This is a genomic window from Bradyrhizobium mercantei, assembly GCF_001982635.1.
In the GTDB taxonomy this organism is placed as follows: Bacteria; Pseudomonadota; Alphaproteobacteria; order Rhizobiales; family Xanthobacteraceae; genus Bradyrhizobium; species Bradyrhizobium mercantei.
On sequence record NZ_MKFI01000001.1, the window covers coordinates 398,626 to 422,700 of the forward strand.

24 protein-coding genes and 1 tRNA gene are annotated in these 24,075 nt (G+C 66.4%); 8 read left to right on the forward strand and 17 right to left on the reverse strand.

Features of this window, described 5'->3' with window-relative positions; all coding sequences use genetic code 11:
• Positions 1-16 precede the first annotated feature (16 nt).
• The 4 genes from BI327_RS01935 to mgtE form a co-directional block, all read right to left on the reverse strand.
• Positions 17-445 (reverse strand): DoxX family protein, encoded by a 429-nt coding sequence (locus tag BI327_RS01935; RefSeq protein WP_076858129.1) that lies wholly within the window; start codon positions 443-445, stop codon positions 17-19.
• Between the two features lie 75 nt (positions 446-520).
• Entirely contained in the window at positions 521-730 is a 210-nt protein-coding gene (locus BI327_RS01940) for a hypothetical protein (RefSeq protein WP_076858130.1), read from the reverse strand.
• 682 nt (positions 731-1,412) lie between these two features.
• Positions 1,413-1,733 carry a helix-turn-helix domain-containing protein gene (locus BI327_RS01945; protein WP_076859116.1) on the reverse strand — a complete coding sequence of 107 codons (321 nt, stop codon included), beginning with the start codon at positions 1,731-1,733 and terminating at the stop codon, positions 1,413-1,415.
• Between the two features lie 145 nt (positions 1,734-1,878).
• On the reverse strand, positions 1,879-3,300 hold the full coding sequence (gene mgtE / locus BI327_RS01950) for a magnesium transporter (protein WP_076858131.1): 1,422 nt from the start codon (positions 3,298-3,300) through the stop codon (positions 1,879-1,881).
• 84 nt (positions 3,301-3,384) lie between these two features.
• Here mgtE and BI327_RS01955 point away from each other — a divergent pair, with 84 nt between their 5' ends.
• Both BI327_RS01955 and BI327_RS01960 read left to right on the forward strand, forming a co-directional pair.
• Positions 3,385-4,206 carry a polysaccharide deacetylase family protein gene (locus BI327_RS01955; protein ID WP_089025354.1) on the forward strand — a complete coding sequence of 274 codons (822 nt, stop codon included), beginning with the start codon at positions 3,385-3,387 and terminating at the stop codon, positions 4,204-4,206.
• A 96-nt stretch (positions 4,207-4,302) separates the two neighbouring features.
• Positions 4,303-5,661 (forward strand): polysaccharide deacetylase family protein, encoded by a 1,359-nt coding sequence (locus BI327_RS01960; protein WP_076858132.1) that lies wholly within the window; start codon positions 4,303-4,305, stop codon positions 5,659-5,661.
• A gap of 6 nt (positions 5,662-5,667) precedes the next feature.
• Here BI327_RS01960 and BI327_RS01965 read toward each other — a convergent pair whose 3' ends face one another.
• Complete coding sequence (locus tag BI327_RS01965) at positions 5,668-6,042, reverse strand: hypothetical protein (RefSeq protein ID WP_076859118.1); 375 nt, start codon at positions 6,040-6,042, stop codon at positions 5,668-5,670.
• 189 nt (positions 6,043-6,231) lie between these two features.
• Here BI327_RS01965 and BI327_RS01970 point away from each other — a divergent pair, with 189 nt between their 5' ends.
• From BI327_RS01970 to BI327_RS01980, 3 genes are all read left to right on the forward strand, one after another.
• Positions 6,232-9,390: a hypothetical protein gene (locus BI327_RS01970; RefSeq protein ID WP_076858133.1), complete on the forward strand. Its 3,159-nt coding sequence runs from the start codon at positions 6,232-6,234 to the stop codon at positions 9,388-9,390.
• Entirely contained in the window at positions 9,387-11,057 is a 1,671-nt protein-coding gene (locus BI327_RS01975; RefSeq protein WP_076858134.1) for an SWIM zinc finger family protein, read from the forward strand. Before BI327_RS01970 ends, BI327_RS01975 begins: the two co-directional genes overlap by 4 nt.
• Positions 11,058-11,412: 355 nt before the next feature.
• Complete coding sequence (locus BI327_RS01980) at positions 11,413-13,230, forward strand: reverse transcriptase family protein (RefSeq protein ID WP_076858135.1); 1,818 nt, start codon at positions 11,413-11,415, stop codon at positions 13,228-13,230.
• A gap of 228 nt (positions 13,231-13,458) precedes the next feature.
• On the opposite strand, the gene BI327_RS01985 is transcribed toward BI327_RS01980, so the two are convergent.
• Together BI327_RS01985 and BI327_RS01990 are read right to left on the reverse strand one after the other, a co-directional pair.
• Positions 13,459-13,543: transfer RNA gene (locus BI327_RS01985), tRNA-Leu, on the reverse strand.
• Positions 13,544-13,634: 91 nt separating this feature from the next.
• Complete coding sequence (locus BI327_RS01990) at positions 13,635-13,880, reverse strand: FliM/FliN family flagellar motor switch protein (protein ID WP_021080574.1); 246 nt, start codon at positions 13,878-13,880, stop codon at positions 13,635-13,637.
• A gap of 60 nt (positions 13,881-13,940) precedes the next feature.
• On the opposite strand from BI327_RS01990, the gene lipB reads away from it, so the two are divergent.
• Entirely contained in the window at positions 13,941-14,669 is a 729-nt protein-coding gene (gene lipB, locus BI327_RS01995) for a lipoyl(octanoyl) transferase LipB (RefSeq protein WP_076858136.1), read from the forward strand.
• Between the two features lie 3 nt (positions 14,670-14,672).
• On the opposite strand, the gene BI327_RS02000 is transcribed toward lipB, so the two are convergent.
• Positions 14,673-15,098: a tautomerase family protein gene (locus BI327_RS02000; protein ID WP_076858137.1), complete on the reverse strand. Its 426-nt coding sequence runs from the start codon at positions 15,096-15,098 to the stop codon at positions 14,673-14,675.
• A 113-nt stretch (positions 15,099-15,211) separates the two neighbouring features.
• On the opposite strand from BI327_RS02000, the gene BI327_RS02005 reads away from it, so the two are divergent.
• A complete protein-coding gene (locus tag BI327_RS02005) occupies positions 15,212-16,066 on the forward strand; it encodes a LysR family transcriptional regulator (RefSeq protein ID WP_076859119.1) in 855 nt (284 codons plus the stop codon).
• 14 nt (positions 16,067-16,080) lie between these two features.
• Here BI327_RS02005 and BI327_RS02010 read toward each other — a convergent pair whose 3' ends face one another.
• Genes BI327_RS02010 through BI327_RS02025 form a run of 4 tightly spaced genes read right to left on the reverse strand, consistent with a single transcriptional unit; the run spans position 16,081 to position 19,199 of the window.
• Positions 16,081-16,506 carry a hypothetical protein gene (locus tag BI327_RS02010; protein WP_076858138.1) on the reverse strand — a complete coding sequence of 142 codons (426 nt, stop codon included), beginning with the start codon at positions 16,504-16,506 and terminating at the stop codon, positions 16,081-16,083.
• Positions 16,507-16,516: 10 nt separating this feature from the next.
• Complete coding sequence (locus BI327_RS02015; protein WP_076858139.1) at positions 16,517-17,953, reverse strand: TIGR01777 family oxidoreductase; 1,437 nt, start codon at positions 17,951-17,953, stop codon at positions 16,517-16,519.
• Positions 17,950-18,615, reverse strand: a complete 666-nt coding sequence (locus BI327_RS02020; RefSeq protein ID WP_076858140.1) for a DUF4166 domain-containing protein — start codon at positions 18,613-18,615, stop codon at positions 17,950-17,952. The genes BI327_RS02015 and BI327_RS02020 overlap by 4 nt, the downstream gene beginning before the upstream one ends.
• Positions 18,616-18,641: 26 nt before the next feature.
• On the reverse strand, positions 18,642-19,199 hold the full coding sequence (locus BI327_RS02025) for a GbsR/MarR family transcriptional regulator (protein ID WP_076858141.1): 558 nt from the start codon (positions 19,197-19,199) through the stop codon (positions 18,642-18,644).
• A 174-nt stretch (positions 19,200-19,373) separates the two neighbouring features.
• Between BI327_RS02025 and BI327_RS02035 the strand changes: the two genes are divergently transcribed.
• Positions 19,374-20,186, forward strand: coding sequence for a class I SAM-dependent methyltransferase (locus tag BI327_RS02035; RefSeq protein ID WP_076858143.1), 813 nt, complete (start codon positions 19,374-19,376; stop codon positions 20,184-20,186).
• Here BI327_RS02035 and BI327_RS02040 read toward each other — a convergent pair.
• The 5 genes from BI327_RS02040 to BI327_RS42180 all read right to left on the reverse strand — a co-directional run bounded on the left by BI327_RS02040 (position 20,183) and on the right by BI327_RS42180 (position 24,038).
• Positions 20,183-20,482 carry an acylphosphatase gene (locus tag BI327_RS02040; RefSeq protein ID WP_076858144.1) on the reverse strand — a complete coding sequence of 100 codons (300 nt, stop codon included), beginning with the start codon at positions 20,480-20,482 and terminating at the stop codon, positions 20,183-20,185. The two genes, BI327_RS02035 and BI327_RS02040, sit on opposite strands and share 4 nt — an antisense overlap.
• On the reverse strand, positions 20,479-21,345 hold the full coding sequence (locus BI327_RS02045) for an isocitrate lyase/PEP mutase family protein (RefSeq protein WP_076858145.1): 867 nt from the start codon (positions 21,343-21,345) through the stop codon (positions 20,479-20,481). Before BI327_RS02045 ends, BI327_RS02040 begins: the two co-directional genes overlap by 4 nt.
• 78 nt (positions 21,346-21,423) lie before the next feature.
• Positions 21,424-23,439 (reverse strand): acetyl-CoA carboxylase biotin carboxylase subunit, encoded by a 2,016-nt coding sequence (locus BI327_RS02050; RefSeq protein ID WP_076858146.1) that lies wholly within the window; start codon positions 23,437-23,439, stop codon positions 21,424-21,426.
• 192 nt (positions 23,440-23,631) lie between these two features.
• Positions 23,632-23,838 (reverse strand): hypothetical protein, encoded by a 207-nt coding sequence (locus tag BI327_RS02055; protein ID WP_016840474.1) that lies wholly within the window; start codon positions 23,836-23,838, stop codon positions 23,632-23,634.
• A gap of 53 nt (positions 23,839-23,891) precedes the next feature.
• Entirely contained in the window at positions 23,892-24,038 is a 147-nt protein-coding gene (locus BI327_RS42180; RefSeq protein ID WP_159450392.1) for a hypothetical protein, read from the reverse strand.
• Positions 24,039-24,075 lie beyond the last annotated feature (37 nt).

Sequence of the window (24,075 nt, forward strand, 5' to 3'; positions counted from 1 at the left end):
CCTGAATGCGAATCCGTCAGGCCGGCGTCGGTTGCAGCCGGCGTTCCCAAGGCAGCCTGGGAACCTTCACCGCAAACGCTCCGTCGCCCAGCAGCGCTTGAACGGCCAGCATGATCGCCCACACGAACGGCAGCTCCCAGCCCGCCTCCGTGAACCAATAGCCCTTGCGCAGCATCCAGAAGTGGGTTGCGCCGAGCATCATGGGGATCGTGTAGATGCTCACCCAGCGCGTATAGATGCCAAGCAACAGCAGAACCGCCGATCCGAATTCGGCGCTCAGGGCATAGGCCAGAACCCATTCGGGATAACCGAGCTTGGCAAGGCCGTTCCACCACAGGTTGATCGGCTTGAGCACGCACTTGCCGTAGAGGTGCGCAATGAATAGCCCGGCAAGCGTCACGCGGAGCAAGAAGGCAGCATAAGGAGCAGTTCTCTGATCGATCATGAGCACCTCCCAAACAGAAGTCCGTCGCAATCGCAGAAAGACGATGACCGGCCGGGCTAGCGCCGCGGCAGCAAACTACGCGTCCTCGTCGAAGCGCGCCAAGGCCGCCTCGATCAGCTCGATCTCCTCGCGGAGCGTGTCATGCACGACCGATGGTTTGAAACCAGGGACGCTGGAGGCTCGAACATCGTCCAGCAGTCGCTGGCGATGGTCCCTGAGCTCTTCCAGCTTTTGACGATTCTTCAACGACACATAGCCGGCAATGATCTGCTCGATGGCATTCATGGGAAAAATCCATGCTTGGAAATAAAAATTACAGCAATCCTCCGATTAAGCGGCCAAACCGCTTTCCTGGCAAGCCCCCATGACGCCGTGCCCCGAGTGCTAACGCTGCGGCCGGCTCTCGCGGAATCGCCAATCACTGAGTTGCCCGATGGCGCGAGCCCCCACAGCGGAGCCCATGGGTGCGATCGGCACCCGGCTTTCCCTGCGCCCTTTGTTCACAGGGCGGCGAAACGAAAGGCAAGACTCGGGCAGATCATGTCGCGAGATCGCTTATCCATGACCACCGACCGCGCAACATACGCGGTGTCGTCCCTGCGAACGCAGGGACCCATAACCACGAATAGCTACCGTTGAACGACGCTCGTACGACGAGTCCCTTCCACCACATCCGCCGCGGCGTATGGGTCCCTGCTTTCGCAGGGATGACGCGCGGAGGGAATGCGCGGGTGATGACATCGCGTGTCTGTCATTTTGAATCGAGAACCACCCCCATCGTCGTCCTGGCGAAAGCCAGGACCCATTACCCCAACTGCGCATTGTTGCGCGACGCTGGGGCCGCTGTCCCCTTCATCACGCAAAGTGGTGGTTATGGGTCCTGGCTTTCGCCAGGACGACGGCGGAGGATGCGGCGTGAAAGCGTGATCTATCGGCTGGTAGTGAGGCGGGACAACGCCCTGCCCGCTCACGCCGCCGTCGGCTCGCTCGACAGCGCGGCGAACACCGTCTCCGGCGAATGCGCGATCACCGCGAGCAGCGCGCGGGCGGGTCCCCGCGGGGCGCGCTTGCCCTGCTCCCAGTTGCGGATGGTTTCCACGGGCACGCCGAGCTTGGCGGCGAATTCGAGCTGGGTGAGCTGGGCCCGGCGGCGCAGATCGCGCACCGCCGGCTGCGCGGCCGCAGGCGAGATCGCTGCCTCGGCCGGGAGCGCGGGCACGAGCGGGATTTCCTGCCCGTCGCGCAATTCGACGATCCGTCCGTCCGCCTTGAGCCGCAACCGCTGCATGATGGCCCCCGTGATGGCCGCTTTGGAGATGGCAGCATCATCCGCCAACCCCGTTAAGGCGCGATTAACGATAAACCGGCCGTCAGGCGCCTCTCTCCGCATGATCTTTCTCGAAAAACCGCTTCGCACTTTTTCGGACCATGCTCTATTTCAGCCCGAACCACAGCGTCGCGATGCCGAGAAACGAGAAGAAGCCGACCACGTCGGTGACGGTCGTGACGAAGGTGCCGGAGGCGACCGCGGGATCGGCCCGCACCCGCTCCAGCACCATCGGGATCAGGATGCCGCCGAGCGCGCCGGCGACCAGATTGCAGATGATCGCAAGCCCGATCACGATGCCGAGGCCGGGGATCTTGAACCACGCCACCGCGGCGATGCCGGTGATGACGGCAAAGGCGATGCCGTTGACGAGCCCGACCATGGTCTCGCGCAGCACCACGCGCATCGCGTTGTAGGCGCCGAGCTCGCGGGTGGCGAGCGCGCGCACCGCGACCGTCATGGTCTGGGTCGCGGCATTGCCGCCCTGGCTTGCCACGATCGGCGCCAGCACCGCGAGCGCCACCATCTTCTCGAGCTGGCCCTCGAACAGGCCGAGCACCGACGAGGCCAGGAACGCGGTGGCGAGATTGACCAAGAGCCAGTTGAAGCGGCCGCGGGCGATGGTCCAGACCGTGTCGGACAGCTCTTCGGGATGGGTGACACCGCCCAGCGCCTTGAGGTCCTCGTCGGCCTCCTCCTCGATCACGTCGACGACGTCGTCGATGGTGATGACGCCGACCAGCCGGTCGATGGTGTCGACCACGGGCGCTGCGACCAGATTGTACTTGCCGAACATCCGCGCGACCTGTTCCTGGTCCTCCAGCGCGGAGACCCGGCGGCGGTCCTCGTCGATCAGGTCCTTGATCGGAACCGGACGGCGCGTGCGCAACAGCACGTCGAGCGGCACGGCGCCGAGCAAGTGCCGCTCGGCGTCGACCACGTAGATCTCGTAGAATCGATCAGGCAGATCGGGCGTGTCGCGCATGTAGTCGATCGCCTGACCGACATTCCAATCCGGCGTCACCGCGATGAACTCGGTCTGCATGCGCCGGCCGGCCGTGTTCTCCGGATACAGCAGGCTGCGCTCGATGTCCCCTCGCTCGGCCGCCGGCAGCTTCTCGAGGATCTCCTCCTGGTCCTCCTTGTCGAGGCTTTCGAGGAGCTCGACGGCGTCGTCGGATTCGAGCTCGCGGACGCCCTCGGCCACGGTCTCCGGCTCGAGTTCCTCGAGGATCTCCTCGCGGACCGTCTCGTCGACCTCGTTGAGCGCCGAGAAGTCGAAATCGGTGCCGGTGATCTCGACCAGGGTGACGCGGTCGTCCGGCTCCAGCGCCGCGATCAGGTCGCCGAGGTCCGCCTCATGCAGTTCCGCGACCACCTCGCAGAGCAGCGGCCGGTCGGCGGCGTGGATGGCCCGGGTGATCTCCTCGACGAATTCGGGGCGGAGCTGGCCCTCCTCGTCCCGCATCGGCATCCGGGCGAGCAGGTCGGCCTCGGCGGGTTCGGCAACGTCGATTTTCTCGGCCATGCCGTGTTTCGCCGGTTTGACAGGAGGGGAAAAACTGGTTGGATGAGTGCGGAACGGATTACCTAATGGGCGGGGGCCAGTGCAATGAGAAATATGTCGAGCGCACCGCGACCGATCCTGAACATTGTCGCGATGCTGATCTCGATCGCGCTCGCACCTTGCGTGCTGGTTGGCCCGGCGCATGCCGCCGAGTGCACGCGCAAGGACGCGCTCGGCACCTCACGTGTGCTCGAGGTCGACCCAGCGACCTATCCGCGCGTCGGGCTGAAGAGCTTTCCGCAGACCCTGCCGCTGCGGGATGGCGAGGTGGTGCTGACCTTCGACGACGGACCGACGCCGGGGGTCACCGACAAGGTGCTGACGGCGCTGGCCGCCGAATGCGTGCAGGCCACCTTCTTCATGGTCGGCCGCAACGCCGCCGATCATCCCGATATGGTCCGCAAGATTGCGCGCCTCGGCCACAGCATCGGCTACCACAGCTGGGACCATCCGCATCTCAACAAAATGCCGACGGATCAGGCCGAGGCGAACATCAATCGAGGGATCGAAGCGGTCCAGATGGCCTTGCGCGGCACCGCGAGCACGGTCCCGAGCACGCCGTTCTTCCGGTTCCCCTATTTCGAGTCGACGCCGACCCTGCTGAACCATCTGGAAAAGCGCGGTATCGCGGTGTTCGGAGCCGATTTCTGGGCCAGCGATTGGAACAAGATGACGCCTGAGGAGGAACTCAAGCTGCTCACCGGGCGGCTCGAAGGCCACCGCAAGGGAATTATCCTGCTGCATGACCCGCAGATGCGGACAGCCCAGATGCTGCCCGCCTTCCTGAGGTACCTGCAGGAGCATAATTATCACGTCGTCCACATCGTCCCGGCGGCGATGAAAACCGTGTCCGACCGGACACATTGAACCCGGAACACGGACTGTATTACAGACTGTTAAGGCGGCGTTCATGGCGCCGTACCTAAGGATTCGTCAGTGCGTTTGGAATGCGGCCGAGATTCGATGATTGCAAACGTCCTGACGATGATCCGGAAGCGTTCGCGGACCGTGATCGGCGCGGCGCTGCTGGGCTGCGGCTTGATGACGCCGCAGGCCGCCCTCGCCGCGGACTGCCCTAACCCCAACGCACTCGGCACCTCGCGGACCCTCGTGGTCGATCCCAGGGAGCACCCGCGGATCGGCACCATGCAGTATCCGGAGACCTTGCCGCTTGCCGACCACGAGGTGGTGCTGACCTTCGACGACGGCCCGCTGCCGAAATACAGCAACCAGGTGCTGGCCATTCTCGCCAGCCAGTGCGTCAAGGCGACCTTCTTCACCATCGGCTCCCAGGCCCGGTTCAATCCGGAGGGCGTGCGCAAGCTGATCGCGGCCGGACACACCGTCGGCACGCACAGCCAGAACCATCCGCTGACGATGAACAAGATGCCGCTCGAGAAGGTACGGCAGGAAGTCGACGACGGCATCGCCTCGACGCTCGCAGCCCTCAATGGCGACAAAAGCAAGCTCGCGCCATTCTTCCGGATTCCCGGCCTGATGCGCGCTGAGATCCCCGAAGCGTATCTGGCCTCACAGGGCATCCAGGTCTGGAGCGCCGACTTCCCGGCCGATGACTGGCGCCACATCTCGCCGCAGCGGGTCTATGATCTCGCGATCCAGCGCATCGAGGCCAAGCGCAAGGGCATCCTGCTGCTGCACGACATCCAGCCGCGCACCGTCGCGGCGCTGCCGCGCATCCTCGCCACGCTGAAGGAACGCGGCTACCGCATCGTTCACGTCGTGCCGGCAACTCCGGACCGACCGGCGACGCCGACCCAGCCGCAGCAATGGTTCCTGCATCCGCCGACCGAGACGGTGGCGACCACGCGCTGGCCCAAAATTCCGAACTTCGTCTTCACCGCGACGCGGACGCTACCGGCGCCTGTCTTTGCCGACATGGATTGGCGCGATGCCGACATCCTCGACCACGCGCAGCGCGCCCGCGTCGGTGTGCCCGTCCGCACGCTGTGGCCGCAGCCGCAGCTCTCGCAGCTCGCTTCCGTCTCGAGCTTGCCGATCCCGGCGGCGGACGTGTTTCGCGTTCCCGAAGCGCTGGACCTGACCCTGCTCGCGGCCCGTTCGACGGCCAGCCGCCGCCTCGCACAGCGCGCAACTGCTCCGGGCGTCAGCGCGCCGCGCGCGCAAGCGTTCTCCGCGCGCCAGGCCCGGCATCCGAAGCAGGCCGCGCATCAGGCGCCCGCAGCGGCTCACGGCAGAGCCCCGCATGCCGCGCCGCCCAATGCGAGCAATGCTTCGGTCCGCGTCGCCAAACGCACCCCGCGCGCCGAAGCCACGGCGACCAGCAAGCGCGTGCCTGACTGACGTGATCTAGCTGGCCACGATCTTGGCGACGCAAAGCAGGATCACCAGCGCCAGGAAGAAGATGTCGATATAGGATTTGATCTCGCCGGCATGCCTGAGCTCGGTGACATCGGCGACGATCTGCTTGCGCGAGGCTGACGCATTGGGCCCCTCGCCGGCCGCTGCGGCCAACCGCCGCGTCTCGCCTTCGAGGCGCTCGATCCGCTGGAAGAAATAGAACGAGCGCAGGCCCGAGAGGGCATGCATCGTCGCATAGACCAGGACCAGGATCGCGACCGTCGCACGCTGCTCGTATTTCTCCAGCAAGTTCAGCGTGAAATAGACCAGCCCCAGGAACACGAAATTGGAGACGACACGATAGACGTAGCTGGCAAAGATCATCAGGCGCTCCGGGTGGGGCAGGCTTGCGGCCGCGCGATCGGGGGAAGCAGCGGCCTCGGTCCGGCGACGCCATACCAGCAAGGCCATGCATCCGCTACCCTACCCGACCAGTGTTACAGGAGCGTCGCCCCATTGACGCGGCGCGGCCGGCTTGCGATGTAAATCGCCCCGGACATCCCAGGGTGGTCAATGCAAGTCGTTCGCTCCGTTCGCCTCTGGATGAAGGAAGGCAGATCCGACAAGCTCTATGAAGTCGATCTCGTCGATCTGGAACGCGCCGACGACGATGCACGCTATCTGGTCAATTTCAGATATGGCCGTCGCGGCACGTCGCTGAGGGATGGCACCAAGACCCCATCGCCGGTCACCCGCGCGAACGCAGAAAAGCTGTTCGACAGTGTCGTGGTGTCAAAGATCAACGGCGGTTATCGCCGCACCGAGGGCGATGCTCCACCGCTGACCGTTCGCGACACCGGCGCCGATGCCGACGGACGTGACACCGAGCTACTCAGGAAGCTCGCGACCTGCGCGCGCGGTGCTTGGCCCGAAAACGAGCGCGACCGCCTGTTCTGGCGCCTCGGTGTGATCCGGCTCACAGCCGCCTATCCCCAACTCGCAGCCTTCGCCGGGAAGACCGGCGCGGCGAACGCGAGTTACAGCCTCGTCTACGCGCTGGCGCGTTGCGGCGGTGCAGACGCCGCCGATCTGCTGCGCAGCTGCGCCGACCACAATGTCAGCCTGGTGACGCGCGACTACGCGGCCTACGCCCTCGCAAGCGAGCTGATGGGCCCGCGGCGGTCGTCGCCGCGCCTGTCGTTGCCGCGAACGACGGATGCTGCGGCGACGCGCGACATCGAGACGGCGCTGGCGAACGGCAATGGCGCGGGCCTGATCCAGGCCCTGCTGGCGGCGAATTCGACGCAGCCGGGGTTCGCCAACCAGTTCCTCATTGCCCTCGCCCACCATGCGCTCGCCGACGACGCCGCGCGCAAGACGCTGCTCGCGGCCGTGCACGCGATGAGCCCGCGCCCGCCCTATGTGCAGGTGCTGCGGCGCCTGTTCAAATATGCCGATCTCACCGACGACGGCCCGCTGTTTGCCGCAACTGCGCGGCAGTTCGAGCTGGCGACGCCGATGTATTATCGCGGCCGGGTCTACAACGACCGCGTCTGGTTGCCCGGTTCGCGCCAGGCTCTCAACCTCAGCGAGGAACAGCAGAGCGCGGCTCCGCGCCTCGCGCTGTCCGACCAGACGCTGCTCTACTTCAAGCGGCGCGCCTGGCGCATGCTGCGCAAGCGCGCCGAGCTCGGACAGGACGCCTTCACGGCGATGGCGAGTGAGCTTCTCCTCGCCTTCACCGACGCCGACGGCATCAAGCCGGCGACATCGAGCAAGTATGCCCTTATCGACGGCGGCTACCGTCTCACCCCTCACACCACCGAGGCGCTGAGCCGGGTCTGGAGCGTCAGCCACCTGCTGCATGCCACAGCCGCAACCAGCGACTTCAATGCCAGGTCGCTCACGCATCGCCATCTCGGTGCGCGTGCGACGGCACAGCGCGAAGAAGCCTTCCCCGCGCTTTGGGATGCCCAGCCGCAGCGGCTGCTGCGCATCGCGACGCTGGCGCGCAATCACGAGGCGGCGCGTTTCGCTGCCGAGGCGCTGCGACAGGGGCCGCCGCGGCCCGAAGCGATGGACGTCGCCGCGATCGGCGGCCTGCTCGCCTCGCCCTATCCCGAGGTCACCACGCTCGCGGCCACGATCGCGCGGCGCCTGATCGATTCCGGCAAGGCCGATGCGGCATTGATCGCCGCGCTGCTCGAGGCTGATGTGCCTGAAATGCGCGACCTGGCGATCCGCGCCATCGACAACCGCGCCGACTGGCCGTGGGCCGACCCCGCCCTTGCACGCGCCGCGCTGACGAGCCCGCACGACCATGTGCAGGGCCGCACCCGGGGCTGGCTGCGCGACCGCGCGCCCTCGCGGGAGCAACGCGCCCGCGCGACGGAAGCGTTCGCGGCCTGGCTCGCGCAATTGCCGCCAGAACTGGACGACAAGCTGCGCGCCGGCCTCACCGCTGCGCTCGCGCTGCTGCCGCAGCTCTGGCCGGATCGCGACTGCCCGCTGGAGCCGGAGGTGATCGAAAGCCTGACCGGCCACGCCAGCCCCGACGTGCAGGCGGCCAGCATCCAGCTCATCGCGGTGACCCCGACGCGGCCTGGCGACCTGCCGGAAGCGTTCTGGCAGGCGATCCTGCAGGCCGATGCGCCGGAAATCCGCATGGCCTCGATGAGCCTCCTGGCGCGGCTCGACGACGCCGCGCTCGCGCAGCATCGCGACGGCATCGTACTGGCAGCCACCGGCGCCCATGCCGGACTGCGCGCGGCGGCGCGTCCGCTGGTCGCGCGCCTCGCGGCGACCGACGAGGCTTTTGCCATCCGGTTGCGCGACATGCTGATGGCCGGCTTCTTCCGCGCCGAGCCGGTCGAAGGCCATGCCGCCGACATGGTCACGCTGTTCGTCGAAGCCTTGCCGCAGGCCGCGGCCGCGATCGATGACGGCACGCTGTGGCGCCTTTTGCAGGCGCGCGCGGCCGGTGCCCGGATGCTGGGCGCAAAATTGCTGGAAAGCCGCGACCCGTCGCGCTTCTCGGTCCGCCAGCTCGCCCGGCTCGGCAATCATCCGTTCGCCGCCGTGCGCCGCTTCGCGCTTGATGCGTTCGCGGCCGACGAGCCCCGCTTCCGCGCCGACCCGCAGAATGCCGTGCTGCTGGTCGAGAGCGAGTGGGACGATGTCCGGACGACCGCAGTGAACCGCCTCACGGCATGGCCCAGCGACGCGCTGCCGGCCGCGGCGCTGGCCGTCATGGCGGACTCGACGGTGCCGGCGGTGCAGGACGGCGCCCGCCTGCTGCTGCGGCGCAGTCTCGCCGAGGGCAATATCGCCGAGGTGCTGGGGCGCGTGCTGGAGCATCCCTCGGGGAGCTTCCACCTCTTCGTCACCGAACTGATCACAGACGATTCGCTGGAGGATCCGGCGATCTTCGCCAAATTCCTCACCCAGGCCCGCATCATCCTGATGCAGATCAACCGCGGGCGCATCGCCAAGGACCGGATCTTCACGGCGCTGCGCAACGAGGCGCTGGCGCACCGGGACCGCGCGGCGGTGATCGCGCAGTTGTTGCACGACTTCACGCTCAGCGTGACGCTGCGTGACAAGGCACCGGCGCTGATCATCCTGCGCGACATCGCGCATGCCTGGCCGGATCTCCCGCTGCCCGTCACCGTAGCCCGCGCCGGCCGCGCGCCGTCAGGCGGCAGCTCGCAAACCAGCGGGAGCGCCGCATGAACTTCGCTTATCGATTTCTCGGCAGCACCAGCGCTTCGTCCGACGCCGCCTCGTCGTCGTTCGCTTTCGCGCCGGACACGCTGCGCCAGCCGACCTTCTTCACCGGCAAGGTCGCGCGCCATCTCGCGTTCCGCGAGGCGATCTCCGCGCTGCATCACGTCGTGGTGTCGGACCTGCGCTTCAAGCCGCGCGACCGTACCGCCTATTTCGAGTGGCTGAAGCAGAGCGAGGCCAGTTTCCTCGCCGAGGCGACGGCGCAGTCCGAGGCGCTCAAGCCGCGCATCGCGGCATTGCAGGACCGCATCCGCGGCTTCGACCGCGAACGCGATCGGCTGATGAAGCCGTTCTGGGCGGCGCGGCAATCCTATTTCAACTTCCTCTACAAGCAGAACCGTGACGCCTGGATCGTGCTCGATCCGGTGATCACGGTGCATCCGGACGAGATCTTCTTCGAGTGCTTCAGCCTCGACGAATCGAGCTACGGGCGGCTGTCGTGCGACCACGACGTGTTCGAGAGCCTTGGCGAGATGGCGTTCGGCACCACCAATATCGACTACAGCCACGCCCTCTACGACGAATTCCAGAAGATCCGCTCCTATCGCGACACCACCCTCACCATCGATCCCACAGGGTTCGAGGTCCAGACCGGAGACGACCTCGACTTCCGCGAAGAAAAGATCGACCTGCCCGACAGCTGGGTGCGCGGCTTCCTGCAGGTGTCGAGCGCCATGACCTTGCCGGCGCATGTCTTCGACCTGCATCCGGTTGACATGGCCAACATCCTCACTCGCCTCGCGCAAAAGAAGGAGAAAGCCGGCCCGCGCTCGCTGCGTTTCGTGCTCAAGCCGGATGCGCCCGTGGAGGTGATCATCGAGCCGTGGCACGACAGGCTCACCTTCCGCCGCTCGATCTATCGCGGCAAGTCCGCCGCCGAGGTCCGCATCTGGGGCCGGCGGCGACTTGCGATCCTCGGGCGGGCGCTGCCGCTGGCGCGCTCGGTGCGGGTGCACTTGACCGGAACCGGCCTGCCGTCGTTCTTCGTCGTCGATTTCGGCGGTCTGCGCTTCACGCTCGGCCTGTCCGGCTGGACTGCGAACGACTGGTCGTCGGCCGGGCAATTCGACCTGCTCGCGCCGCGCCACAAGGTCGACAACGACAGTGCCCAGCGCGTTTTCGCTGCACTCGGCAAGTCCCATGCGGCCACCGCTGCCGAGCTGGCGCAACAGACCGGCGTCGACCAGACGCTCGTGCATGCGGCGCTCACGGCCTACACCCAGGCCGGACGCGTGATGTTCGACCTCGACAAGTCGCTCTATCGCCTGCGCGAACTGACGCGCGAGCCGCTGTCATCAGCCCAGCTGCGCTTCGCCAGCGCGCAGGAGGAGAAGGCCGATCGCCTGATCAACGCCAACCTCGTGACCATCGGCAACATTGATCGCAATCAGGGCGTTCGCGCCGTCAACGGCAGCGTGCTCGACAATGCCCGCACCGAGCAGGTGAGCCTCGTCATCGACGACGACGATCGTCTCGTCGAGGCGCGATGCAGCTGTCATTTCTACGGCCACAACAAGATGATGCGCGGCCCCTGCGAGCACATGCTCGCACTGCGCCGGATCTTCCACTCACAAGTCGAGGGCGTCGCCCAGGACGGACCCGCCATCAGATGAGTGACATGAAAGCCACCATCCGCAGAGCCGGCTTGAACCGGCGACACCAATTCGCGTATCACTGCATTCGGAAGGGCGCAGGCCGGTCAGGACCTTGCAACCCGGGCGGCGTATCGCCGTCCTTGCACCATGACCACGCATGCGTCACTGGCCCGATCTTCACTGGGCCGGGGCAGTCCACCCCTACGCAATCGCAGAATGGGTTCGTTGAACCCAATTGCGTAGGGGTGGACGCCCCGGCGTCGAGTGGATCGATCCAGTTCTTAGAAGAGACGAAGGCAATCCGGCCTGCGCCCTTTCCGATCCCCCTGCTTCGCGAGACCGCCGCCGCACTCCTGACCGGAGGGCTGGCCGCGTGAACGAGACTGTTGCTCCCGGCACGCTGACGCGTCAGGAACTCTATGACCGCATCCGCCAGTCGTCGAAGGACGAGGTCATCCTCGAGGAGATGATCCGCCTCGGTTTCTGGCCCGACGGCGAAGACGCGCCGGCGCCGGCCGCAGAGGTGATCCGCGACCGCGCGGAGGCGATGCGCGAGCTTACCGAACTGCAGCGCCAGAACGCCGTGCTCGGCGATCCCGAGCGCGCGCTGAAGGAAATGCACAAGCGCCGCAAGGCCGAAGCGATGGCGCGGCGGCAGGAGACCAAGCGCCGCAACGCTGAAGCACGGCAGAGCCGGGCCTTTGCCTGGTACGACCGGCGCAAGCGCGATGTGCTCTATCTCGGCGCGGACGTCTCGCCGGGCCTTCACACCCGCACGACCACGACGCCCCTGCGCGATGGCCTGCCCCCGCTCGCCGATGCCAAGGCGCTGGCCGACGCAATGGGTGTGCCGCTGGGCGAGCTGCGCTTCCTCGCCTTCAACAGAAAAGTGGCGTCGGTCAATCACTATCAGCGCTTCACGATCCCCAAGAAGAGCGGCGGTGAGCGGTTGATCTCGGCGCCGATGCCGCGCCTCAAGCGCGCGCAGTATTGGGTGCTCGACAACATCCTTGCGCGGGTGCCGCTGCATGATGCCGCGCACGGATTTGCGGCGCAGCGCTCGATCCTGACCAATGCGCGCAACCATGTCGGCCGCGACGTGGTGATCAATCTCGACCTCAAGGATTTCTTCCCGACCTTGACCTACGCCCGCGTCAAGGGCCTGTTCGAGGCGCTGGGCTATGCCGAAGCGGTCGCGATCCCGCTCGCGCTCTTATGCACCGAGCCGATGGTCGACGACGTCGCGCTCGACGGCGAGCGCCACTTCATTGCCGATGGCCCGCGGCTGCTGCCGCAGGGCGCGCCGACGAGCCCGGCGATCACCAACCTGATCTGCCGCAAACTCGACCGACGCCTTGTGGGCCTCGCGCGCACACTCGGATTTGTCTACAGCCGCTACGCCGACGACCTGACCTTCTCCGCCTCGGGCGAAGCGATCAGAAAGATCGGAACCCTGCTCAAGGCCGTGCACGGCATCGTCGAGGCCGAAGGGTTCAAGGTCCATCCGGACAAGACGCGCGTGATGCGCCGCTCGTCGCGCCAGGAAGTCACCGGCCTCACCGTCAACGAGGCGGTGGCCGTGCCGCGCGATCTGCTGCGCCGTTACCGCGCCGTGTTGCAGCAGGTCGAGCGCCACGGGCCGGCGGGCAAGCACTTTGGCCCCGGCAAGGACGTGATCCGGTCGTTGCTCGGCTTCGGGCATTTCGCCGTGATGGTCGATCCGGAGAGCGGCGCGCCTTTGCTGCAACGAGCGCTACGCCTCGCCGCACAGCATGCGCCAACCCGTTCCGCGCGGCGCCCGACCCGCGCCGCATTCCGCAAGGCTGCGGCCGCCGGAGAGATGCCACCCGGCCGGCAATGGACGCCCGCGGAGCGGCCGCCGCCAGCACCGGACCCGGTCTTGGTCGCGCTGGCGCGACAGGACGAAAAGAAGCGGGCCGCGCAAGCGCGCACTGCTCCGCCCAGCCCGTCGCCCTGGCGCAATGTTCCACCGCCGGCGGGCGCGCCGCGCGCGGCCGGCCCACAGCCTGCTCCCGCGGCGGGACCAGCAACGGCACCGAGCAGGAAACGGCCGTGGTTCGTCACGGCACTGGTGATCCTGCTGGCCCTCGCCCTGCTCCCGCTCCCTGGTGGCCCCGCGATGGCCGGCGCGATGCTGCTCATTTACTTCAGCCGATGGTGGAAGCGATGAGCCAGCGCCCCGTTCCCTCGGGATTGGACAAGCCGAGGAAGAGCCGAAGATAGAGATTTCGAACGGGAAGATTCTCTGCGGTGGCTGAACGCAGGCGGCGTCGTGATGGCGGACTCTTGCGCGAGCCGCGCGCGGACCGAAATCCTGTTATCCCCGGGTCTCCACCCGCGCCTCGTGCCGCCAGCAAGGGAGCTAAAACCGCAACAACTTCAATGATCAGCTGAGGTATGGTGCGCTCGGAGGGACTCGAACCCCCACGGTGTTACCCACTGCCACCTCAAGGCAGCGCGTCTACCAATTCCGCCACGAGCGCTGGGATGCCGGTTGGAACCCTAAGGCGCCGCCGGATCGACGGGGCCATGTAACAAATCATCGGTGCAGGGACAAGGCGATTAATGTGCGAATTAACTGCGAACTCCGGGAGATTTCGGCAGCATTTGCTTGACCTCGACCGCAATCCGGTTGCGGTCGACCAGGACAACGCCGCTGGCCACCGGCAGGTTGTTGGCGAGGATCTTGACCTCGTCGGCCTCGGTGGCATCGAGTTCGATGATGGCGCCGCGGGAGAGCCGCATGACCTGGTGAATCGGCATGGTGGTGGTGCCGAGAACCACCATGAGATCAACGCTGACTTTATCGAGGGTGGGCACTTCTGAACCGCCGAACGGGAACTAAATTGTGGTTTCACCTAACCACGTTAGGGTTAGCTAATGGTTAACGACCGACAAAGCCTCGATTTGACGACCTTTGCGCGCCCTTCCGGCGGCGCCGCGGTCGAATGGCGGATTTCGGATCGTCCGGTGCCCTACCCTGATTCCCTCGCCGCGATGGACGCCCGGGTAGCGGCGATCGCCGCGCGCGAGGCCGCGGAGCTGGTGTGGCTCCTGGAGCACCCGCCGCTCTATACGTCTGGCACCAGTGGCAAGGCCGACGACCTGCTCGACCCGCGCTTTCCGACCTTCCAGAGCGGCCGCGGCGGCCAGGTCACCTATCACGGCCCGGGCCAGCGCGTGGCCTATGTGATGCTCGACCTCAAGCGGCGCCGGCCGGATGTGCGCGCCTATGTCGCCTCGCTGGAAGAATGGATCATCCGCACCCTTGCGGCCTTCAATGTCCGCGGCGAGCGCCGCGAGGACCGCGTCGGGGTCTGGGTGAAACGCCCGGACAAGGGACCCGGCCATGAGGACAAGATCGCCGCGATCGGCGTGCGGCTGCGCCGCTGGGTCTCGTTCCACGGCATCGCGATCAATGTCGAGCCCGAGCTCGCGCACTTCCAGGCGATCGTGCCCTGCGGCGTGGTCGATCCGCGCTACGGCGTCACCTCGCTGGTCGATCTCGGGCTGCCGGTCACGATGGCCGATGTCGACGTCGCGCTCCGGCAGGCCTTTACCGAGGTGTTCGGCGACACCGCGGCGCACCTGCCGGAAGCGACCGTCTAGGGCTCAGGCCGCCTTCTGCGGCGCGACGTCGAGCTTGCCGGCGATGTAGCGGCGCTCCTGGGTCAGGCCGCCGAAGCCGTAGGCATCGCCCCTCACCTCGTCGACATGGGCGTAGCTCTCGGTGTGCAGCGGCCCGAGCAATTCGCCCATCCGCTTGAACAGCGCGGCGAGATAGGCCGCCTTCTCGTCCTTGGTGTTGGTGCCTTCGCTGACGTGGACGTCGAGCCAGTAGCTCGCGAGCCCCTGCTCGGCGAGCGACTTGCCGCCTGCGAACCAGTCGGCGGCGACGGCAGACTTCACGATAACAGCGGTGACCTTGGGATCCTTGTGCAGGATCGTTGCGGTCAGCTCCGACACCGCGGCGGCGACGTCGGACTTCAATGACGGCCTCTCGCGCGAGGTCGCATAGGTGACAGTGATGAGCGGCATGATCGGTCTCCTTGAATTCGTTGGCGCGGTCAATCGCGCCTCCCCTAGCTAGACCTTTCCGCGTCATCTTGGTATCTTATCTATATGGATACCAATGATAACGATTGTTGATCATGACCGCCACGCTCGACATCGACACCGTGCAGGCCTTCCTCCTGGTCGCCGAATTGCAAGGCTTCACCCGCGCCGCCGAGGCGCTCGGCACCACGCAGGCGGCGATCAGCATGAAATTGCAGCGGCTCGAAACGGTGCTCGGCAAGCGGCTGGTCGAGCGCTCACCGCGCGCGGTGCGGCTGACCGCCGACGGCGCTTCCTTCCTGCATCATGCCCGCGCGCTGATCGAGGTGCATGACCGCGCGCTGTCCGGCGAGAAGCCGGCGCGCCAGCAGCTCACGCTCGGGATCAGCGATCACGCCGCCGGCCCCGAGCTGGTGCCGCTGCTGGAGCGGCTGCATGCGATGGCCTCCCAGCTTGCGCTCTCCGTGACCATCGGCTTCTCGCGCGCGATGCTCGATGCCTATGATGCCGGCGAGCTCGACGCCGTGATCGTGCGCCAGGAGGGCAGCCGCCGCGGCGGCGAGAAACTGACCGAGGACGAATTCGGCTGGTTCGCCGCCAAGCGCTTCGTCTGGCCGCGTGGCGACGCCTTGCCGCTGGCAACGCTGGCGACGCCCTGCGGGGTGCGCGCGCTCGCGGTGCGGGCGCTCGACAAGGCCGGCATTGCCTGGAGCGAAAGCTTCGTCGGCGGCGGCGTCACCGCGGTGGCCGCGGCCGCGCTTGCCGGGCTTGCCGTCGCGCCCCTGGTCCGCCGCATCGCGCCACCCGGCCTGATCGATATCGGCCCCGCGCACAAATTGCCGCGGCTCGGCTCATCAAAGGTGATGCTGCATTCGAAGGTCAGCGACCCCGCCAAGCTCGCGGCGTTGCGGACGCTGGCAGCGACGTTCCGGAGCGTCGTCGCGGCGTAACGCGTCACGCAACGTCACATGAAGCGCGCGCGGGCCGTCAGTTCGCGCACGACGAACCAGTAGGTCAGGCCCGCTACAAAGCCGGCCGCGGCGAACAGAACAACCAGCCCGGACGTCCAGACAGCCGGAGATCGCAGCAGCACGGTGATGCTCAAGGCCCCGATCGCCGCGCCCGCACCCGCGAAGAAGCCGGCAGATCGGATCCTGAGTTCCTCGCTCAGCCAGACGACGATCGCCGCGGGAATGGCAGTCAGCAGACAGGTGATGACGAACACCACCGCCGAGGGAATCAACAGCACAACGATGCCGTAGAGCAGCCGACCGACATCGCCGCGCGCCGCGAACATCAGCAAGGTCTGACCAATGGCGGAGATCACCGCCGTTGCGGCGCCGCAGCCCGCAAGCCAGCCGCCGAATGCACGGGAACAGGTGCTGGACATTCAAGCCTCCTCACAAGATCGCCTCGAACGCGCTGCGCAGGGTTTCGTGCCGGAACACGAAGCCGTTGCTCAGCGCCTTGTTCGGCAGCACGCGCTGTCCGCCGAGCAAGAGCTCTTCGGCAAAGTCGCCGCCGGCCATGCGCAGCAGCGCGGCGGGCACGCGGAAGATTGCGGGCCGGTGCAGGCGGCGGCCCAGCTCCTCGGTGAACTTGGTGTTGGTCACCGGAATCGGCGCGGTCGCGTTGACGGGACCGGAAAGCTCGGGCTTTGCGATCACATGCGCGATCAGGCGTACCAGATCGTCGCGCTCGATCCACGACATCCACTGCCTGCCCGAGCCGAGCGGGCCGCCGAGACCGAATTCGAACGGCGTCAGCATCCGGGTGATGAATCCGCCATCGGTGCCGACCACGAGACCGATCCGCAAATAGGCCACGCGCACACCGTGATCGGCCGCGGGCCTCGCCGCACTCTCCCAGGCCTCGCACAGCTCATGGCTGAAGCAGGCATGGGATTTCGCCGACTCCGTCAGCACCTGGTCCTGCCAGAGCCCGTACCAGCCGATTGCCGATCCACTCACCAGCACGGCCGGCTTGCGCTCGAGCCGCGCGATCAGCTTGACGACCTCGGCCGTCATGTCGATCCGCGAGGCGATGATCCTGCGGCGCTTGGCTTCGGTCCACAGGCCGTTGCCGATCGGCTCGCCCGCGAGATTGACGACGGCGTCGATCCTGGTCTCGGCTGGCAACTGGTCGAGGCTCGTGATCAGCGTCACCGGCGGCGGCAGCATCTCGGCCTTGGCCGGGTTGCGGATCAACGCGATCACCTGATGGCCCGAGGCCGTGAGACTTGCGACCAGGCGGCTGCCGATGAAGCCGGTGGCGCCGGTGACCAGCAAGGTCTGCCGCGCCGGCAATTTCTCGACCAGCATCGCGGCCGGCCGGCTTACCATCCGTCCGAGGCGCCTGGCGGCGGCAAAGTCGCGCGCGCCGAACAGCGCGGCACCGAACGCCGCGGCCGTCGCGAACAAACTCAAAAGGCCCGCATATGCCGGCACGACAGCCGTCGGCAGCATCGCCCAGCCGATCAGGACCGGCACCAGCAGCACGAGGATAGCGCCGTAGTTGATCGCCAGCAGCGTATGATTGATCCGCTCGCTCGCCGGCAATTTTCGGCTGAGGTCCTCCTCGACGAAATCCATCAGCGTGATGACGACTTCGACCACCAGCACGGCCATGACGGCGATCGCAAGAATGCCGTGCACCTCGAGCCAGCCGAGCACCAGGAACAGCAGCGCATAGAGCATGTTCCGCGCGCTGTGCAGCTGAAGCTCATGACGCTGCGACGGACGCCAGGCCAGCCGCTCCGTGAACTCATGGTGATAGAAGGTGTCGAAGGCGCCCATCGCGATCTGGATGGCGACCAGGGTCCAAAGCAGCGGCGTCATGACGAGGCCTCCCTGAACACGGCAGACTGACGGATCAGCCGGCCAAAACGCGGGTGGATGATCTCCAGCGTGAAGCGGAAGTCGCCGCAGCCGAGATCGGAATGGGTCACGGTGAGATCGCCGGGCGTGAGCCAGTCGGGCAGCGACAGGCGAAACGGACCGAGTTGCAGCGAATAGCCGACGCTGCGAAACACCAGCGCCTCGTGCTCGACCGTGATCCGCAGCGCCATGCTGAAGCCGAAGCCGATATATTCCTCGAGCCCGGAGGGCCCGGCAAAGCGCTTGGCGGAATGAATAACCTGCGGAAAGCCGTCGCGGCGGGCGCAGATGCGGGTCCAGATCTGGCCGCCGCTTGCGGCGTCTTCGGTGACGGTGACGATCATCGGCACCCGGGTCTCGGTGCCGGTCGGCAGCGGCCCGCCGATCAGCCGCGCGGCCTGTGCCAGCCACCAGCCCGCGCGGCTGCTCGCGGCCTCCTCGACCTCACCGACATAGACGACGGTGTTGCCGTCCTCGAACCGCTTCGAGAACCGCCGCCAGATCGCGACCGGCAGCCGGCCCCAATCCTCGTCCGACAGCAATGCACGAAAGCGATGATCGTCGAGCAGTTTTGTATCGGAAGCCGGCGCTGTCTTTAAGGTGGATATCCTTGCTGACGCCATCGCACACTCCCGTTACGCCGCCGCCCCTATTTGGCTCTGCCTGTGGGCAGGAAACTCACGATCTTCTCGCCGAGCTTGATCAGCGCGACCAGACGCGGCCGCGGCACGTTCAGCATCTGCGTGTACCAGCGGTCGACCAGCTCGGTGAAAGTCAGCATCTCCTTCAGCCGCTTGCTGGCGAGCGGAGCGATCGCCGGATCGTCGGCCGCATCGGAGACGCAGGCGCGCAGCGCCGCCAGCGCCGGATCGATCTCGCGCTCCTTGCGCCCGGCCGCGATCTTTGCCGCGACCTCCCAGATGTCGGCCTCGGCCTCGAAATGGTCGCGGCGGTCGCCGAGGATCGGCACCCGCCTGATCAGTCCCCAGGACAGCAGCTCCTTGATCGAGTTGGATACGTTGGAGCGCGCCATGCCGAGCGTGTCGGCGATGTCCTCCGCCGTCATCGGCGCCTCGGCGAGGTAGAGCAGCCCGTGGATCTGGCTGACCGAGCGGTTGACGCCCCATTGGTCGCCCATGTCGCCCCAATGCAGAATGAAGCGCTCGACGGCGGCGGGAAGCTTCTTCTTGGCAGTTATTTCTGTCATGACAGAAATATCAGATTATTCGGAGCAGAAGTCAAGGGCCGCCGTCGACCGTGGAATTGGCGCCAGGACGCAATTCGGGGCGTTGGCGGGGGCGGACCGCTGGTCCATACTTCGGACGCGGCTTCTGCCCGTGATGGCCTACGACGGCCATCCGCATTTCGCGAAGGAACGCTCATGACGGCCCCCCTTTCCGACAAGGTCTTCGCGGGATCGGTCCCGCAGCTCTACGACCGGCTCATGGTGCCGATGATCTTTGCGCCCTATGCTCGTGACCTCGCGCAGCGCATCAAGAGCCACCAGCCGCGCGATCTATTGGAGATCGCGGCCGGCACCGGCGCCGTCACGACCGTGCTGGCTGCGGAATTGCCCGAGACGAATATCACCGCGACCGATCTCAACGAGCCGATGCTGGCGCAGGCGAAGACGCACCTCGCCGGCAAGGCAAACATCCGATGGCAGCAGGCGGACGCGCTGTCACTGCCGTTTGCCGATGCGAGCTTCGATATCGTCGCCTGCCAATTCGGCGCGATGTTCTTCCCCGACCGCGTCAAGGGCTACGCCGAAGCGCGGCGGGTGATCAGGCCCGGCGGACGGTTTCTCTTCAACGTCTGGGACAAGATCGAGGAGAACGATTTCGCCGACGTGATGCAGCAGACCATGCACCAGGTGTTTCCGAACAACCCGCCGCAATTCATGGCGCGGACGCCGCACGGCTATCACGACCCGGCGCGCATTCGCGACGATTTGACCGCGGCCGGCTTCCGCGACATCGCCATCGAGCTGGTCACCCATCGCAGCCCCGCCGCCTCGCCGCAGGATGTCGCCGTCGCCTACTGCCAGGGTACGCCGATGCGCGGCGAGATCGAGGCGCAGGGGCAACCGAGTCTCGAGGCTGCAACAGAGCGCGTGGCAGAGGCGTTGGCGCGCCGCTTCGGCACCGGTCCGATCGACGGGAAGATCCAGGCGCTGGTGATCTCGGCCGCTTAGACCGTCGGCAGGAACGCGAACCGCTCGCCTGCCCCGCGCAGGTTCAAAAGGTCTGATGTGCCGGCACCTGCCTGCACCCTGTCGACGCGCGCCGAGATCGGGCCGCGGCCGCACGCCTTGATCATGTCGGCAACGATATCTTCGGGGCCGGCGAACACGGCCTCGACGCTGCCGTCGCGGCGGTTGCGGACCCAGCCTTCGAGGCCGCGCGCATTCGCGCTTTCGTGAACCCAGGCACGATAGCCGACGCCCTGGACGCGTCCTGTGATCGTGACGTGGCGGATCACGCCGCTCATTTCTTCAGACCGAGGAACTCGCCGCTGCGCGCCTTGGTCTCCGCCTCGCGCATGACGCGGCTGGTGAGTTCGGATGAAGCGACGCCCTTGAGGTTCTTCGGCGAGGTGCCTTCGCGCAGCGCCTTCAGCGTCTCATAGACCGCCTGCGTTGCCGCCGCGAACGGCGCGTGGCCCTGCAGCGCGATCCTGACGCGCTGGCTTGCCAGATAGTCCAGCGCCGTCATCTCCTCCGGCGCACCGCCGAGCACGATCGGCAGCCTCGTCGCGGCCGAGAGCGCCTCGAGCTCACCGCGCGACTTGATGCCGGTGAAGAACAACCCATCGACGCCAACCGCCTCATAGGCCCGCGCGCGTGCGATCGCATCGTCGAGATTGCTGATCGAGACGGCGCCGGTGCGGCCGAGGATGACGAGCGACGGATCGCTGCGCCCGTCGAGCGCGGCCTTCATCTTGCCGACGCCTTCCTCGAGCGAGATCAGTTGCGTCTTGGCCTGGCCGAACGGCTGCGGCAGCAGCGTGTCCTCGATGGTGAGACCAGCGGCGCCGGCGGCCTCCACCTCCTGTACCGTACGGCGGACATTCAGTGCATTGCCGTAGCCATGGTCGGCATCGACCAGCACCGGCAGCGTCGACGCGCGCGACATCCGGCGCACCTGCTCGGCGAACTCGGTCAGCGTGATCAGTGCGATGTCCGGGTCGCCAAGCACGGCGAGCGAGGCCACCGAGCCGCCGAACATGCCGAGCTCGAAACCGAGATCCTCCGCGATCCGGATCGAGGTCGCATCATAGACCGAGCCCGGGCGAATGCAGGTTGATCCGCTGAGGATCGATCGCAGTGCTTCGCGGCGTTTGCGGAAGGCCATGTCTCGGACTCCTTGTCTGTCCTTGCGAAGGCGCCGGCGACGACCGATCGCCGCTACCTTCGCGAAGGCGGAGCTCTTTTATGCGAACTCCAGGATCAGCGCATCGACCGCGAGCGTGGCGCCAGCGGCGGCGTGGATCTTCTTGACCGTGCCGTCGCGCTCGGCGCGCAGCACGTTCTGCATCTTCATGGCTTCCACCACCGCAAGCGTCTCACCGGCCTTGACCTCCTGGCCCTCGGTCACCGCGATCGACACCACGAGACCGGGCATCGGGCACAGCAACTTCTTGCCAGTGTCGGCGGCCGAGACCACGGGCATCAGCCGCGCCGAGGTCGCCTCGGTCTCGGTGAAGACATAGACCGGCACCTCGAAGCCCTGATGCGCGAGGCGGAAGCCGTTGTTGATCGCCCGCACCTGCACGGCGACGAAATTGCCGTCGATGGTGCCCTGCCAGACCGGCTCGCCCGGCACCCAGCTCGACACCAGGTTGTGCGGATTGCCCGGCAATCCGTCGGCGCCGATGAAGCGCACCGCGATGGCGTCGGCCTCACGCGCGACGTCGAGCGCGATCTCGGCACGATCGAGCCACACCGCGCGGCGGCGCTCGCGCAGCACGACGCGGCCGCCCATCTGGCCGGAAATCTGCCGCTTGCGTTCGCCCAGCACGTGATCGATCGCGGCGCCGACTGCGGCCAGCCGCCGCGCGATCTCGCCCTCGGGCGCGCGCGCCGAGAACCCCTTGGGGAATTCCTCCGCGATGAAGCCGGTCGAGAGCCGGCCCTCGCGCCAGCGCGGATGGTTCATCAAGGCGGACAGGAACGGAATGTTGTGCCTGATGCCGTCGACATAGAAGGCGTCGAGCGCGGTCGCCTGCGCCTCGATCGCGGCGGCGCGCGACGGCGCGTGGGTGACGAGCTTGGCGATCATCGGATCGTAATGGATCGAGATCTCGCCGCCTTCCTGCACGCCGGTGTCGTTACGGATCGTGATGCCGTCATGGCTGGCCTCGGCCGGCGGACGGTACTTCACCAGGCGGCCGATCGACGGCAGGAAGTTGCGGAACGGATCCTCGGCATAGACGCGGGATTCAACCGCCCAGCCGGTCAGCGTGACGTCCTTCTGCGCGAGGCTGAGCTTCTCGCCGGCCGCGACGCGAATCATCTGCTCGACGAGGTCGATGCCGGTGATCAGTTCGGTGACGGGATGCTCGACCTGCAGGCGGGTGTTCATCTCCAGGAAGTAGAAGCTCTTGTCCTGGCCGGCGACGAATTCCACGGTGCCGGCCGAATCGTAGTTCACGGCCTTTGCCAGCGCGACCGCCTGCTCGCCCATCTTGCGGCGGGTGGTCTCGTCGAGCAGCGGCGACGGCGCCTCCTCGATGACCTTCTGGTTGCGGCGCTGGATCGAGCACTCGCGCTCGCCGAGATAGATCACGTTGCCATGCTTGTCGCCGAGCACCTGGATCTCGATGTGCCGGGGATCGACGATGAACTTCTCGACGAAGACGCGGTCGTCGCCGAACGACGATTTCGCCTCGGCCTTGGCGAGGTTGAAGCCTTCGGCGACCTCCGCCTTCGAATGCGCGATGCGCATGCCCTTGCCGCCGCCACCGGCGGAGGCCTTGATCATCACGGGATAGCCGATCTCGTCGGCGATCTGGACCGCGTGCTTGTCGTCCTCGATAACGCCGAGATGGCCCGGCACGGTCGAGACCTTGGCCTTCGCAGCCGCCTTCTTGGATTCGATCTTGTCGCCCATCGCGGCGATGGCGCCGGGGTTCGGGCCGATGAAGACGATGCCGGCGGCTTCGAGCGCGCGCGGAAACGCCTCGCGCTCGGACAGGAAGCCGTAACCGGGATGCACCGCCTGCGCGCCGGTCTTGCGGCAGGCCTCGACGATCTTGTCGATCAGAAGATAGCTCTCGGCCGCGGCAGGCGGGCCGATCAACACGGCCTCGTCGGCCATCTCGACATGCAGCGCGTCGCGGTCGGCCTCGGAATAGACGGCGACCGTCTCAATCCCCATACGGCGCGCAGTCTTGATGACCCGGCAGGCGATCTCGCCGCGGTTGGCGATCAGAATTCGTTTGAACATGCTCTTCTTGCTTGGGCTTTTTAGGACTTGGCTTTTTAAGGCTTGGGCTTTGGCAGGATTCCTCCCCGCGCAATCCGGCACGGGCCACTCCGTTGGTACAGCAAATTGCCCCGGAGGCAACGGTCTAATGCAGCGCCTGCCCGGCCCTTGACCAGCCCGACGCCAGTCGTCGGCGGTAGCCTGAGGTGTATTTCAGCCCGAATAGGTCTTGAAGCGGCCGCGGGAATGGGCCTTCGCGACGGCTTTCATCAGCTCGCTGACCTCGTTCTCCAGGAATTCATTGGCCACGATCAGTGCCCGAATGGTCGCGCGCAGATTCCCGCCGCAGGCGGAAATGGCCTGATCGACAGCCGCTTCCAGCCCGTCATCGTCGTCAGATTCGGGCCGTGCAGACATCATGGTGTATCCGGGATTCAGGTGGAGCATCATGTTCCTATTTTGTTCTCATCAAGTCAATCGGATCTTTGAGCGAACACCGTTTCCGGAGCCGGCTTCTTCTTCCACCGCCAACGCGCGAGGCATTGCAGGGTCCGGATGTCGGTGACGACGTCGACGAGAATGTTGATGATGAACTCGGCCATGCCGGCATCCCTTCCCATGAACATGTCCGGCCGTTCTACGTCGCGGAATGCCGAG